At 39.6% G+C, this 13,877-nt stretch carries 14 protein-coding genes and 1 other RNA gene; 12 read left to right on the top strand and 3 right to left on the bottom strand.

Going from position 1 to position 13,877, the window contains the following annotated elements:
• Positions 1-29: 29 nt before the first annotated feature.
• From K7887_RS10635 to K7887_RS10625, 3 genes are all read left to right on the top strand, one after another.
• Entirely contained in the window at positions 30-1,043 is a 1,014-nt protein-coding gene (locus tag K7887_RS10635) for a tripartite tricarboxylate transporter substrate binding protein (RefSeq protein ID WP_223493483.1), read from the top strand.
• A gap of 68 nt (positions 1,044-1,111) precedes the next feature.
• A complete protein-coding gene (locus K7887_RS10630; RefSeq protein WP_223493482.1) occupies positions 1,112-1,573 on the top strand; it encodes a tripartite tricarboxylate transporter TctB family protein in 462 nt (153 codons plus the stop codon).
• 12 nt (positions 1,574-1,585) lie between these two features.
• Positions 1,586-3,094 (top strand): tripartite tricarboxylate transporter permease, encoded by a 1,509-nt coding sequence (locus K7887_RS10625; RefSeq protein ID WP_223493481.1) that lies wholly within the window; start codon positions 1,586-1,588, stop codon positions 3,092-3,094.
• Between the two features lie 43 nt (positions 3,095-3,137).
• Here K7887_RS10625 and cydS read toward each other — a convergent pair whose 3' ends face one another.
• From cydS to K7887_RS10615, 3 genes are read right to left on the bottom strand one after another with little or no spacing between them, the layout of a single operon-like run.
• Entirely contained in the window at positions 3,138-3,239 is a 102-nt protein-coding gene (gene cydS / locus K7887_RS23070) for a cytochrome bd oxidase small subunit CydS family protein (protein WP_399209621.1), read from the bottom strand.
• A 13-nt stretch (positions 3,240-3,252) separates the two neighbouring features.
• Complete coding sequence (locus tag K7887_RS10620) at positions 3,253-4,266, bottom strand: cytochrome d ubiquinol oxidase subunit II (RefSeq protein ID WP_223493480.1); 1,014 nt, start codon at positions 4,264-4,266, stop codon at positions 3,253-3,255.
• A gap of 12 nt (positions 4,267-4,278) precedes the next feature.
• On the bottom strand, positions 4,279-5,610 hold the full coding sequence (locus K7887_RS10615) for a cytochrome ubiquinol oxidase subunit I (RefSeq protein ID WP_223493636.1): 1,332 nt from the start codon (positions 5,608-5,610) through the stop codon (positions 4,279-4,281).
• A 364-nt stretch (positions 5,611-5,974) separates the two neighbouring features.
• On the opposite strand from K7887_RS10615, the gene K7887_RS10610 reads away from it, so the two are divergent.
• The 9 genes from K7887_RS10610 (at position 5,975) to K7887_RS10570 (ending at position 13,691) form a co-directional block, all read left to right on the top strand.
• Positions 5,975-7,195: a tetratricopeptide repeat protein gene (locus K7887_RS10610; RefSeq protein WP_223493479.1), complete on the top strand. Its 1,221-nt coding sequence runs from the start codon at positions 5,975-5,977 to the stop codon at positions 7,193-7,195.
• 161 nt (positions 7,196-7,356) lie between these two features.
• A complete protein-coding gene (locus tag K7887_RS10605) occupies positions 7,357-7,851 on the top strand; it encodes a site-2 protease family protein (protein ID WP_399209616.1) in 495 nt (164 codons plus the stop codon).
• A gap of 173 nt (positions 7,852-8,024) precedes the next feature.
• Positions 8,025-9,161, top strand: a complete 1,137-nt coding sequence (locus K7887_RS10600; protein ID WP_223493477.1) for a sensor histidine kinase — start codon at positions 8,025-8,027, stop codon at positions 9,159-9,161.
• Entirely contained in the window at positions 9,158-9,757 is a 600-nt protein-coding gene (locus tag K7887_RS10595) for a response regulator transcription factor (protein ID WP_223493476.1), read from the top strand. The genes K7887_RS10600 and K7887_RS10595 overlap by 4 nt, the downstream gene beginning before the upstream one ends.
• A gap of 127 nt (positions 9,758-9,884) precedes the next feature.
• Positions 9,885-11,111 carry a DEAD/DEAH box helicase gene (locus K7887_RS10590; protein WP_223493475.1) on the top strand — a complete coding sequence of 409 codons (1,227 nt, stop codon included), beginning with the start codon at positions 9,885-9,887 and terminating at the stop codon, positions 11,109-11,111.
• Between the two features lie 12 nt (positions 11,112-11,123).
• A complete protein-coding gene (locus K7887_RS10585; protein ID WP_317849249.1) occupies positions 11,124-11,417 on the top strand; it encodes a DUF6509 family protein in 294 nt (97 codons plus the stop codon).
• A 44-nt stretch (positions 11,418-11,461) separates the two neighbouring features.
• A non-coding RNA gene (ssrS, locus tag K7887_RS10580) (6S RNA) lies at positions 11,462-11,650 on the top strand.
• Positions 11,651-11,835: 185 nt separating this feature from the next.
• The gene (locus K7887_RS10575) at positions 11,836-12,105 is read left to right on the top strand and encodes a DUF1292 domain-containing protein (RefSeq protein WP_223493474.1); all 270 of its coding nucleotides are present in this window, start codon (positions 11,836-11,838) and stop codon (positions 12,103-12,105) included.
• Positions 12,106-12,296: 191 nt separating this feature from the next.
• Complete coding sequence (locus K7887_RS10570) at positions 12,297-13,691, top strand: L-cystine transporter (RefSeq protein WP_223493473.1); 1,395 nt, start codon at positions 12,297-12,299, stop codon at positions 13,689-13,691.
• Positions 13,692-13,877: the final 186 nt, after the last annotated feature.

Genomic DNA, 13,877 nt, shown 5'->3' with positions numbered 1-13,877 from the left:
ACAAGACAATAGCAAAGGGGAGTTTGTGGATGACAAAGAAATGGAAAAACAAAGCAAGTGCAGTGGGGTTAACATTGTTATTATCCGTAACAGCAGCTTGCTCCAGCTCAACAGGAGGAACAAGTGCAGATGGTACATGGTCTCCTCAGAAACCAATAGAAATGGTAGCACCAGCTGGGGCAGGAGGGGGATGGGATACTACCGCTCGGATGGTAGCTCAGACATTTGAGCAGGAGGAATTGATCGATAAGAGAATGCCAGTTGTCAATAAGCCAGGTGGCGGCGGTGCTGTTGCTTGGTCTTACATCGCGAAGAAAGAGGCGGATCCACACCATCTGTTCGTATCTTCTCCACCTTTATTACTAGTCCCGCTTAACGGACAATCCGAGAATACGTATGAGGATTTTACTCCACTTGCCAATGTTATCGCGGACTACGGTGCTTTTGCAGTACGGGCTGATGCAAAGTGGAACGATTTAAATGAGTTATTTGAAGATATGAAAAAAGATCCAGCAAGCATCACGGTTATCGGTGTATCTTCTCCCGGAAGCATGGATCATATCCAATTTGTCAAAATAGCTAAAGCAGCTGGCGTGGATATCACCAAGGTCAAATATGTATCCGAACAAGAGGGAGGAACATTGACGGCATTACTTAACGGAAGTGTGGATGTCTATTCCGCCGGCACCGCTGAAACGGTGGAGCATGTGAAGGCAGGGAAAATCAAGGTATTAGGCATAACAGCAGAAGAGCGTCTAGAGGGGGAGGTTCTTTCTGACTTTCCAACTGCCAAGGAACAGGGAATAGATGAAACCTTCGTGAACTGGAGAGGATTCTTTGGCCCAGCCAACATGGATGACGCGGCTGTTGCCTATTATGTAGATAAGTTCTCAAAATTAAACGAATCAGAAGCCTGGGATGAAATCAGAAAGAAATACGGCTGGAATGAGCTTTTCATGACAGGAGAGGAATATCAGGAATTTCTTAAAAAAGAGAATGAAGAAATGCAAGCCTTATTGGAAGAATTGGGGCTCGGGAATTAAAGATTAATAGACGGACCGCTGCCCTCCCATATCGAGGGAGCGGCCTCTATAGATTGGTGGGGAGTTACATGATACTAAGACCGATAAATCGTAAACTTGGATTGGCCCTATTCTTCTTTGCAGGAGTATACCTGTTTTTAAGCTACCAGATCCCCAGTTACACATATGCGTTAGTCGATGCAGACGTGGTACCAAAGGGATTGGGTTTCTTACTATTAATATTGTCCATTTTACTTTTCGTCCAGAAAAAGGAAGAAACCGAACAAGAAAAAGAAAAAAGAACGATACCTAAGAAGGAACTTTATGTTCTGCTGGGGGTCGCGGGGTTTATCTTAATCTATATTTTTTTACTTGAAATAGTAGGTTTTGTCATAATGACAGCAACGTTTGTCTTTACATGTTCTTCATTTCTTGGATATAAAAAATATAAAGTAAGTGTCCTAGTGGCAATCATTTTTTCGTTACTTTTGTATTTTTTGTTCAATTACTTGCTCCTTATTCATTTACCACCAGGAGTGTTACCATTTTAGGAGGTGAGAGAGATGGGTTCCATGGAAGGTCTATTTTCCGGGTTTCAGGTCGCATTTAGTATAGAAGGTATTTTATTTGTATTTTTAGGGGTGTTTATCGGGACCTTTATTGGGATGATGCCGGGTCTGGGACCAATCAGTGCGATTGCCATCATGATTCCCGTCACATACAGTATGGACCCGGCGTTGGCATTGGTCATGATGGCCGGGGTCTATTACGGGGCAGTATTTGGGGGCTCTTCATCCTCCATTCTATTAAATGCACCAGGAATATCGGGTACAGTCGCAACCGCGTTTGATGGATACCCTATGGCACAGCAGGGGAAGGCAGGAAAAGCTTTGGCCATTGCTGCCATCGCTTCCTTCACCGGAGGTACCATTAGTGTTATTCTGTTGATGCTCTTCACTCCATTATTAGCTTCTGTCGCTGTCGTTTTCGGCCCGGCAGAGTATTTTGCTTTAATGCTGATGGGACTGACAGCCATTTCAAGTTTGTCTGATGGATCCACAATAAAAGCAATGATTTCTGCAGTGTTGGGTTTCATGGCCGTAACGATTGGTATAGATGCTCAAACAGGAACACAGCGGTTTACTTTCGGGAATATTAATCTACTTGAAGGAATTGACTTTCTTGTCATTGCTCTTGGATTATTCGCACTGGCAGAAGTTTGTGTATTGATTTTCAACCGCAAGGACAGCTCAGGGGGAATGAGTGGAAACATTGGCAGTCTGAAGCTATCCAGAGAAGATGTCAATGAAATGAAGGGACCTGTTACGCGGCAATCATTTCTAGGATTTTTGCTAGGTGTTCTACCTGGAGCAGGGGCGACGATCGCATCTTTTATTGCTTATGTCACAGAAAAGCGAATTGCCAAAAGGCCAGAAGAGTTCGGGAAAGGTTCCATAAAAGGACTTGCTGCACCTGAAGCTGCGAACAATGCGGCAACAGGCGGGGCCTTTGTTCCCCTCCTTAGTTTAGGTATTCCCGGGTCGGGTACAACTGCTGTCCTTCTTGGTGCCTTCCTTGTACTAGGTGTACAGCCAGGTCCACTATTGGTGCAGGATAATCCTGAAGTGTTCTGGGGGATTATTGCAAGTATGTATATAGGGAATGTGTTTTTATTGGTATTGAATCTCCCGCTTATCCCATATATAGCCAAAGTACTTAAGGTTCCAAGGCCCTTGCTAATCTCTTTGGTCATCATGTTCAGTCTTATCGGGGTCTATGCGATAAGCTTCAATACTTTTGATTTATATATATTGCTATTATTCGGAGTAGCAGGATTTTTGATGAGAATCTTCTCCTTTCCGGCAGCACCGTTCATTCTCGCTTTCATTCTTGGTGGCATGATGGAACAGGCCATGCGTCAATCTCTTACCATTTCAAATGGGGACTGGTTGGTATTTGTAAAAAGTCCAATCTCTGCTACATTGATAGGGGTAGCATTGTTATCTTTAATAATTCCATTACTTAAGAAGAAACCGAGACTTGTTGCTGATGATAAGAATTTAAAACTCTAAAAATGTAAAACAGCCCTACCATTGGCAGGGCTGTTTTGTTATTTTATTTATACTTTTCCTTCCCCTTGGCTCCCCAAAGGAATAGTACGAAGATGCCCGTTGCCACAATCAATGGCGAAGCATACATGATTAAGAAATTTTCCACAGAGTTTACCCCCTTATTTTTTCCCTTGTACGTACTTGTTGTCAAATAAGAACAGTCGCATCAATAGATACAAAGAAGGGATTAACAAAAACAATCCAGCAATGAACGCTGTAATCAACGCTATCGCCATCGCCTCATTCGTAAATCCATCATAGATGGTCAGATACGGATATAGCAGGTACGGCATATGAGATGCCCCGTAACCGAAGAAGGCCGTTGCAAATTGGAGCATTACCAAGATAAAGGCTACACCGAGATGTTTCTTTTTCCACATCAGATAAACCGCTCCGATGAAAAAGAGGAAAGAAAGACTGAACATCCAGGAAAGTTCCAACATTTTATCAAAGTGTTCTGGGTTATGATCGCTTAAAGCGAAAAATACAAGAACGCTGGCAAGTATCGTTGGTAGACTCCAATTTAAGGCATACTTTCTTAATACATCAAAGGCTTTTTCATCTTGAGCGGTCTTAGCGTAATATGCCAAGAAATAAGCCGAGATGTAAAGTACACTTACTAACGCCAGGATGACCACTGCCCAGGAGTAGAAACTGGTGAATAGGGCTTCATAATCAAGCCATACAGAATCTTCATATTTATAGATGAATCCACCCTCTGAAATGGTAAGCACAACAGAAAGGGAAGCAGGTATTAAAAGACCTGTGGCTCCATATAAGGCTTGATAAAAGTTGTTTCCTTTTTCCCCATAATGATGAAAAGCGTAGTAGGACCCTCGAATTGCCAACAGCACAATTGCGATACTTCCCGGTACTAAAAGGGTTGTTCCATAATAATAGGCGGTAGAAGGGAAGAACCCTACTATTCCGATGAAGAAGAATACTAGAAATACATTCGTTACCTCCCAAACAGGGGAGAGGTAACGGACAATCACTTTGTTGATTAGGTGGTTTTTCTTTGTAATTGTTGAGTAATAACTAAAGAAACCTGCGCCAAAATCAATGGATGCTACAATTAAATAACCGTACAAAAACGTCCACAGGACAGTGATCCCAATTACTTCATAGCTCATTTGTCATCCCCCTTACTCCATGCCCCTGTCGTGAAGCTCTTTCTCCACCGGGTTATTTTTAAACATTTTCCGTAATACTGTGGCACATGTTGTACAAAGAACGATGTAAAGTAGAACAAAAAGGACTATCATCAGATCAACATGTTCCGAAGTCGTTGCCCCTTGTTCAACCGTCATATAACCTACAAGCAACCATGGCTGTCTGCCAAGTTCTGCAAAGAACCAGCCCATCTCTATTGCCAGTAGGGACAACGGTCCACCGGCAACTATCGCCCATAATAAAGGTTTGTTCCATTCATTCCATTTACGAACTTTTGCAAACAAGACATACAGAATAGAAATAAACGCTAGGAACATCCCGATCCCCACCATCAAATCAAAGAAGTAATGGACAACTAATGGAGGTAGCTCATCTTCTGGGAACTCTTCTAACCCGATTACTTCTGCATCTGGTGTCCCGTGAGCCAGGATACTTAAGGCATAGGGAATTTCCAGTGCATATTTCACTTCATTATTTTCTTGAAGTACACCACCCAATATTAGCGGAGCTTCCGTTGAAGTCTCAAAATGCCATTCTGCTGCGGCAAGTTTTTCAGGTTGATATTTTGCTAGATACTTACCTGAAAAATCACCAATGATAGCAGTGGATATAGCAAAGATTGCAGCTGCTGTCATCGTAAGATGCAATGCTTTTTTATGATAAACATGGTCTTTTCCTTTAAGTATCGCGAAGGCTGCAATGGCAGCTAGAACAAAAGCTGTTGTTAAATACGCCGATGATAAAACGTGAGCAACCTTTGTAGGAGTTGCAGGATTGAACATTGCTTCTAATGGACGGATATTGGTCAATACGCCGTTTTCAAGGTCAAATCCTCTTGGTGCATTCATAAAGCCATTTACTGTTGTGATAAAGAAGCCTGAAGCCATTGCACCGAGAGCTACAGGAATCAAAATGAAAAAGTGATAAATTTTCTTTTTAAATCGGTCCCACGTATATAGGTAGATGCCGAGGAAAATAGCTTCAAAGAAAAACGCAAAGGTTTCCATGAACAATGGAAGACTGATAACATGGCCGGCCATCTGCATAAAGTTTGGCCAAAGTAAGCTCAACTGTAAACCGATAGCAGTTCCTGTCACTACCCCGATCGCAACGGTTATGACAAATCCACGAGCCCATCTTCTTGCAAGCAGGCGATAATGTTCATCATTTCTCTTTATTCCCATCCACTCTGCCAAAGCTATCATAAGGGGAACTCCCACACCGACCGTGGCGAAAATGACGTGAACAGCCAATGTAATTCCAGTTAGAATTCGACTTAATAAGACCGGATCATATTCAAACATCCCAAACATCCATACTCCACTCCTTTTTCAAACAAAAATTACAATCTTCTAGGTTCACTTTTTATTATACAATAGATTGCTCAATACTTCACAATATAAACACCAAGCAAACTCTCTTTCTAGTATATTCCCTTTAACGAAGAAGCAAAACAGGGGGAAAGCGCTTGAATATGACATCTTTATGGCAAAGATTCGGCTAATTTGTGACAACCATTGAAGAGAAGGCGAGGTTAGCAAACAATAGCTTACTCTTGCCAATAACAGAAAGATTGTAGAAAAAAAAGTAAAATCTGACGGAATGTTGTATAAATATGTAGAAGAAGGTGGTAAAATATTCTTATAATTCACACAAAGGGTGTATTTAATGAGGAATTTAAAAAATCATATTAATAGGCTTTCCAGGGACACATTCTCTCTCAATTACAATCTAGATCATGGGATTGTTGGCACCTTAGAATTATCTAATGGACAAGAAGACAATCTAAAAGTTCATGAAAGACTTAAATTTAATACACCAGTGGAAGAGCTATTATATGAAATTTATGATTTTACCGTACTACAGAATAAAAAGGCTGCAAGAGAAAAGTTTTTATACTTAAATGATGAGTTTGATATTAAAAATGTCTTATCTGATCCCAGCATAAACTTACTTTATCTCGTGGTGAAGCTTAAGTACTTTATCCTTAATAATGATAGAAAACTATATGAGTCGATATATGATCAAATTAGAAGTTTACCAACTAGCATAAATCCCTCTGTTGAGTATATACACCATAAAACATTAGGAATCTATTATTATCGTACGAATAATTTTTTACAATCCACCTTAGCACTTGATAATGCCTTATCTTTGGCTGAAAAACTACCTTATATTTCTGAAGATGATAAAGCAGAACTGTATTATCAAGTCTCATTAACAAAACTAAAAACATGTGATACGTTTGAATCCATCTTTTTCGCCGAAAAGGCCCTTTCCCTCTATCAAAGTCTCTACAACAATAAACGTTCGGCTGAGTGTCATATCGTTTTAGGCATCAACTACAACCATTCCAAACGACAAGACTTTGCTGAAAAGCATTATCTTTCTGCAAAAAATATAGGGGAAAACATTGGAGATTCCTATTTGGAATCCATGGCACTTCACAATCTTGGTTGTATCAAGTCATATTTGAAGCAATCAGAAGAAGCTATCTTTTATTATTTAGAATCATTAAAACGAAAAAGAGAAGAAGAAAGAAGTGTTTTTTCCATCCTAGGCCTTGTTGAAGAATATTACTTTTTGGACCAAACTGAATTTTCAAGGGAATGGGCGGAACAAGGGCTAAGATTGGCCAAACAAATTGATTTAACAGAATATATTATTCACTTTACCGCACATATCTATTTATTAGATAAAGATTCAGAGTTAGAGCCATATATCATACAAGAAGTAATCCCTTATTTTAAGAATGCCGGGAATGAAAGATACACCATTAAGTATACGGAGATGTTGGCTAAATACTATTTCGAAAGCCAACAATACAAGTTAGCAAGTGAATTTTTCGACAGCTGTTTGCAAAATATAAAATCAAAAACCTCTTATTAAGAGTAATTCAAAAACCCACACTCATAATATTGGTGTGGGATTTTTTTTAGAAATGGGTAATTTGGTTTAATTTTAATTTCTTGCATCTAATCATGTTTGATTGTTGAATTTAGGGTATGTAAGCATTATTTAATTCTATTCTTTACATCATGGGAAAGGTAGTGTTTATATTGTTCGGGTTCAATGATCTGTGGAAATTTTTCTTCTCTTTTTTTCTTGTGTTACCTATCGTGACGATCATTCATGAATTGGGTCATTATTTCTTCGCTAAGCTCTTTGGAGGAAAGGTCATTGTCCATATAGGAACAGGAAATATCCTTTTCAAGTTTGGTGCTATTCGAGTAAGAAAGTTATATTTTTATGATGGTTGGTGCGAGTATATATCATTGAGCAAAAAAGCTTCTAAACTCGATAAGATTTTAGTCTACTTAGGGGGATCACTATTTAACATTTTGTCCATATTCATCTTAAATACATTGATATTAAAAGAAGTATTGGAGCCAAGTATTTTCTTCTATCAGTTTACGTATTTCTCATTTTATTTTTTGTTCTTTTCTTTATTTCCAATTAATCACCTGAATGGCTGCCCAAGTGATGGGATGGCCGCCTTAAATATATTAACGAATAGAAAGTTCAGTAAAAATCCATCTAATTAAAGAAAATATATGACATTTGTCATAACATGCTTATGACACGTATGACTATTCTTCCTTTTATTAAAAGAGTAAAATGGATTTAAAAGTCTATAATCATTATTTTACAGAACTTTCCTATTAACTTTGGTATAATATCGATACAAGACATGTAAAGGATAAATGAGGTTTCAACTATGAAAAAGAGATATTTAATGTTTCAAAAAGGTTCTGGAATATCACCATATATCTGGAGCGTATTCAGCATCCTTCCGTTTTATTTTATTTTTCAATCATCATCCACCCCCGAAATAATAGTGGGTATAAGTTTAACGATTTTATTTTTTATTGCTTATAGATTTGCATTTATTTCTAATAAGTGGCCAGTATATCTTTGGACCTGTTTACTGATAGGGATTTCCATTACAATGACTATCTTGTTTCATTTCATTTACTTTGCTTTCTATATTGCTTATTACAATGGAAAAATTAAGAATAAAATTGCATTTATCGTGCTATATATCATTCATCTGATTGCAACTACTGTAGCAATCAACATAAATGTCGTCATGAGGGACGAGTTATTCTTGAAACAGATTCCGTTTGTAGTGATCATTTGGATTGCTGTAATCTTGTTGCCATTTAATCTTTACAATAAAAGAAAACAGGATCAGTTAGAAGAACAGTTGGATGTAGCAAACAAAAGAATATCTGAGCTTATTATCCAAGAAGAGCGGCAACGGATTGCAAGAGATTTGCATGATACACTTGGACAAAAACTCTCGTTGATCGGCTTGAAGAGTGATCTTGCTAGGAAAGTAATGACTAAAAATCCTGATCAGGCAAAATTGGAGCTAAAGGATGTCCAACAAACAGCCCGGACCGCTTTAAATGAAGTGAGACAAATGGTGTCTCAAATGAGGGGAATTCGATTAAAAGAGGAATTTGTTAGGATAAAACAAATACTTGATGCTGCACAGATAGAATTAAAATTGGACCACGATTTACCTTTAAAGGACAATTCATTGTTCTTAGAGAACATATTGAGTATGTGCTTGAAAGAAGCGGTTACAAATGTAGTTAAACATAGCAAAGCGTCAATATGTACGGTCAAGATGGAGCAGCTAGGTGACGAAATCAGGCTGACCATTCATGACAACGGGGTTGGAATGACAGAGCAGGATGATATAGGGAAAGGCAGCGGACTGCTCGGTATTAGAGAACGACTAGAATTTGTAAATGGCCTGGTGGAGATTAGCGGGGAACAGGGAACAACAATCCGAATCAAGGTGCCCAAAATGGTCAATCAGAGGGAACGGGAGGAGAAAGCATGATACGGATAGTAATAGCAGAGGACCAACGCATGATGTTAGGCGCCTTAGGTTCATTACTAGATTTGGAAGAGGATATGGAAGTGGTTGGAATGGCTGGAAACGGGGAAGAGGCTGTCGCTTTATATCACAAATATAAGCCGGATGTTTGCATTATGGATATTGAAATGCCAGAGAAAACTGGTTTGGAAGCTGCTGAAGAATTAAAGGGTCTTGGGTGCAAAGTCATCATATTGACCACATTTGCAAGAACAGGTTATTTCCAACGAGCCTTGAAAGCGGGAGTTACCGGTTACTTACTAAAAGACAGCCCAAGTGAAGATCTGGCCAGCTCCATCCGGAGCATCATGTCAGGAAGACGCGTTTATGCCCCTGAATTGATGGATGACTTCTACGGAGAGGAAAATCCGCTCACAGAAAGGGAAAAAGCGGTTCTGGAGCTTGTGGCAGACGGGAAGAATACACAAGAAATAGCTGATGAATTAAGCTTAAAATCAGGTACTGTTAGAAACTACATTTCAACCATACTGGATAAACTCGAGGTAAAAAACCGAATTGAAGCTATTACTCAATCCAAGGAAAAAGGTTGGTTTAAGTAAAATTGGATAGAATGTTTAAAAGCCGGTCTGAGAGTTCTGATCGGTTTTTGTTTATGCTCTACTTTATTATATGATATAGTTATTGGAGCTATTTTAAGGCTATATATAGAAAAGAGACGTGATAAGAGTGACAGATTTTTTAAAATTAGGGATTCGTAAAGGAGTAAATCATTCCTTAAAATCCATGGGAATCAATGCCCCAACCCCAATACAGGAACAAACCATCCCCAAAGTACTTGAGGGTCATGATGTTATTGCACAGGCACAAACAGGAACAGGAAAAACATTAGCTTTTGTCCTTCCTATCTTGGAGAAGGTGGACGTTAATAACCCTGAAACTCAAGCATTGATACTGACACCAACAAGAGAGCTTGCCCATCAAATTACAAAAGAGATAAAAAAGCTAAAAGAAAATATAGATGATTTACAGGTTCTTGCCGTGTACGGAGGCCAGGATGTCCAATCACAGCTTAAAAAACTCAAAGGGGCACAGCATATTATCGTGGCAACGCCTGGGCGTTTGCTGGATCATGTGAGAAGAGGGACCATCGATCTTTCCACCATCTCCATGCTAGTAATTGACGAGGCTGATCAGATGCTGTTAATGGGTTTTCTACCTGATATTGATACCATTACAGCAGAAACTTTTTCTTCCCGCCAGACGATGCTGTTTTCTGCAACCATACCAAATGAGATTCATTCCTTAGCTCAAAAGTATATGAAGCAACCTAAACACATTCAAATAGCTGAGAAACAAGTGACAGTCGAGTCCATCAACCATTATGCCGTGGAAACGACGGACCGCCGTAAAGAAGGGACCATGCTACATCTCATTAAAGAACACAATCCCTATTTGGCCATAATCTTTTGCCGAACAAAGGCAAGGGTGCAAAAGCTGACAGAGGTTCTTAAACAAGAGGGAATTGAATGTGAACCTTTGCACGGCGACATCCCGCAATCTAAACGTAACAGAGCGATGAAATGGTTCCGTGAAGCCAAACTTCAATATCTTGTTGCTACAGATGTAGCTGCTCGCGGGTTGGATGTAGAAGGGGTGACACATGTCTATAATTATGACATTCCTCAGGATCTGGAGACATATATCCACCGCACTGGCCGTACAGGACGTGCAAGCGGAACTGGAGAAGCTTACACGCTATACGCTCCAAGGGATGTGGATTTTCTCCAAATGATAGAAAAAGGAATTGAATTTCCATTAGAAAGACTAGTATTCAAAGGCATCAGCATTCCTGACCGTGATGATTATGAGGAAGAACGCAATGTTAACATTGCGAAAGCTAGAAGAGAAAAGTCCAGAAAAAAAGATTTTACCAACAAGAGTTTTAAAAGATAGAAAGGAAGAGTAATGATGAACATTAAAGGACATGAAGCAGAAAAGCTGAAAGACCCTACAGGAATTATTGAAGGAGACAGATTCGAATTCTTTCTGGATTTGGAAATCGATGAAGAAGATGAACTGTATACTGAACAAGGTGTCTATTTGAAAGTGATTTTCGCTGTCGAAGAGAATGGACAAAGGATTGCACAGTATCAATTTTTTGAAGAGAATACCAACAAGGCGTTGGATTTTGAAATGGAAGAAGAGGAAGAGCAGGCTGTTCTTGCATATTGCGGCGAACATTACAAGACAGTACTTTAACTAAAACCATTTGCATTTTTTCTCGTTCTCCTGTACTATAGTGAAACAAGCTACGATGTACGTAACCATAACAAAGTTTTAACCTTTATACTTAGCTAGGGAGTTTTATATAAAAGCAGGAATGTCATGCCTCCATGGATAGAGGACGACAGGAATGTTTTTGCGAACACCCACTTTCAGGAGTGGTGGTTTAAAACTTTCTTATACTAAGTTACGGCAGTTGTGGCTTGTTCCTTTAAAAACACACTAAAAAACGAGCTTTCATCATTGCGATGAAGGCTCGTTTTTATTTGATGCCATTCTCCATATAATACATGAGCGCAGTGTGTTAAGATAAGTAGGTCCTGTACGTGTATAGAATGAAGAGTACAAGGAAAAGACTTACAAGAGCGAATAGTAAAAGAAGGGAGATAGAAAAATGGAAAAGATAGAAGTAGGAGATATTTTTATTGTGACGGATGAGAATGATCAAGAACAAGAACTTGAGGTACTTGGCACAATGGACGTAGCTGATTCTGTATACGTGGCAGTTGGTTTTGTGGATGAGATAGCAAAAGAAACGACTGGCGACGTCGACATTTTCTTCTTGAAAGTAGAAGAGGATGGCGAGTTATCCGAAATTGAAACCGACGAAGAGTTCAATGAAGTTTCCGCAGCATTTGAAGCAATGGTAGACAAAGAACAATAATAGTAATGAGGTTGTCCAGTAAAAAGGACAGCCTCTTTTTTTGTTTGATGGGCATGTATGAGAATAAGCTAAATACACTATAACAGAGAATAATTTTTCCATGGAAAGTTATTCTTCTTTATCCAATTCCTACTTGACAGGGCGGTTTTAGTGGATTAAAGTATTTAATTAAGAAAGAAGGGGGAGAGTGTATGGATACTTTGTTTATTGTACTTAATATTATTTTATTACTTTTACTTTGCTTTGGGCTCTATACGATGCAAAAGAAAGGCGTTTCTTTTTCTAAGCGGGTTTTCTCCGCTTTAGGAATTGGGATTGTTTTTGGTCTTGGACTTCAGTTTGTTTATGGATCAGGTTCAGAAGTATTGAGTGGATCCATCGACTGGTTCAACATTGTAGGTTCGGGTTATGTGAAATTTCTGCAGATGATTGTAATGCCGTTAGTGTTCATCAGTATCATTGCCGCTTTCACAAGACTAACTTTAAAGAGTAACATCGGTAAGATCAGCGCGTTAATTATAGGTATCTTGATTGGTACGACAGCAGTAGCAGCTGCGGTTGGTATCGGTACCACACTTGTCTTCGATTTAGAAGCAATACAAATTGAGCAAGGAGAAGCGGAAACAGTCAGAGGAGAGCAGATGGAACAGCGAGCGGGGGACCTTGCATCCAAGACATTCCCGCAACAGATGCTGGACTTCATTCCATCCAATGTGTTTCTTGATTTCACAGGTGCACGTTCCACTTCTACCATAGCAGTAGTTATCTTTGCCGCATTTATCGGGATAGCTTACTTAGGGGTAAGACGCAAAAACCCTGAACAGGCAGAATCCTTCGCAAAAATAGTGGATACATTCTATACCATCATCATGAGAGTTGTGACATTGATTCTTCGACTGACTCCTTATGGGGTATTAGCGTTAATGACCAGGGTTACCGCAACAAGTGATTACGGAGCCATTGCTAAACTCGGGCAATTTGTAGCAGCTTCCTATGTGGCTCTGGCAATTGTTTTCGGTATCCATTTAATTCTTTTAGCGATTGCCGGCTTGAATCCGTTGACATATGTGCGTAAAGCAATTCCAGTTCTGTCGTTTGCCTTTACTTCGCGCACAAGTGCTGGAGCTTTACCATTGAATATTAAGACTCAGACTAAAGAATTCGGTGTGTCAGATGGAATTGCCAATTTCGCCGGTTCCTTTGGATTATCCATCGGTCAAAATGGTTGCGCGGGTGTTTATCCAGCCATGCTTGCAGTAATGATCGCGCCGACTGTAGGAATAAATCCATTAGATCCATCCTTCCTGTTCATGTTGATTGTCATCGTTGCTATCAGCTCGTTTGGGGTAGCGGGAGTAGGAGGCGGTGCAACATTTGCAGCGATTCTTGTGCTCTCAGCAATGGACTTACCGATTGCACTGGCAGGTTTGTTGATTTCTGTAGAACCACTTATTGATATGGGGCGTACGGCAGTGAATGTAAGCGGCAGTATGACCGCAGGTGTACTGACGAGTAAGGTGACGAATGACCTTGATACCTCTGTATATAACAGTAAAGCATCGACGGATATGGAGTTGGATGTTTGATAAGGATTTGAATGAGGGAGAGAGAGCAGCTTAGGTGGCTGCTCTTTTTTTCGTGGTTTTTTAATTCACAATCCGAAATATCACAATGAACCCTATAAAAGTCACAATAACCTTCGAAAAAGTTACAATCACTAAAGAAATAGTTACAATCAGCGTCCGAAAAGTTACAATCCAAACAATCGCGGC

It is taken from the genome of Sutcliffiella horikoshii, from assembly GCF_019931755.1.
In the GTDB taxonomy this organism is placed as follows: domain Bacteria; phylum Bacillota; class Bacilli; order Bacillales; family Bacillaceae_I; genus Sutcliffiella_A; species Sutcliffiella_A horikoshii_E.
Note: the sequence above shows the minus strand (reverse complement) of the source record. Positions and strands in the feature narration are given on the sequence as shown.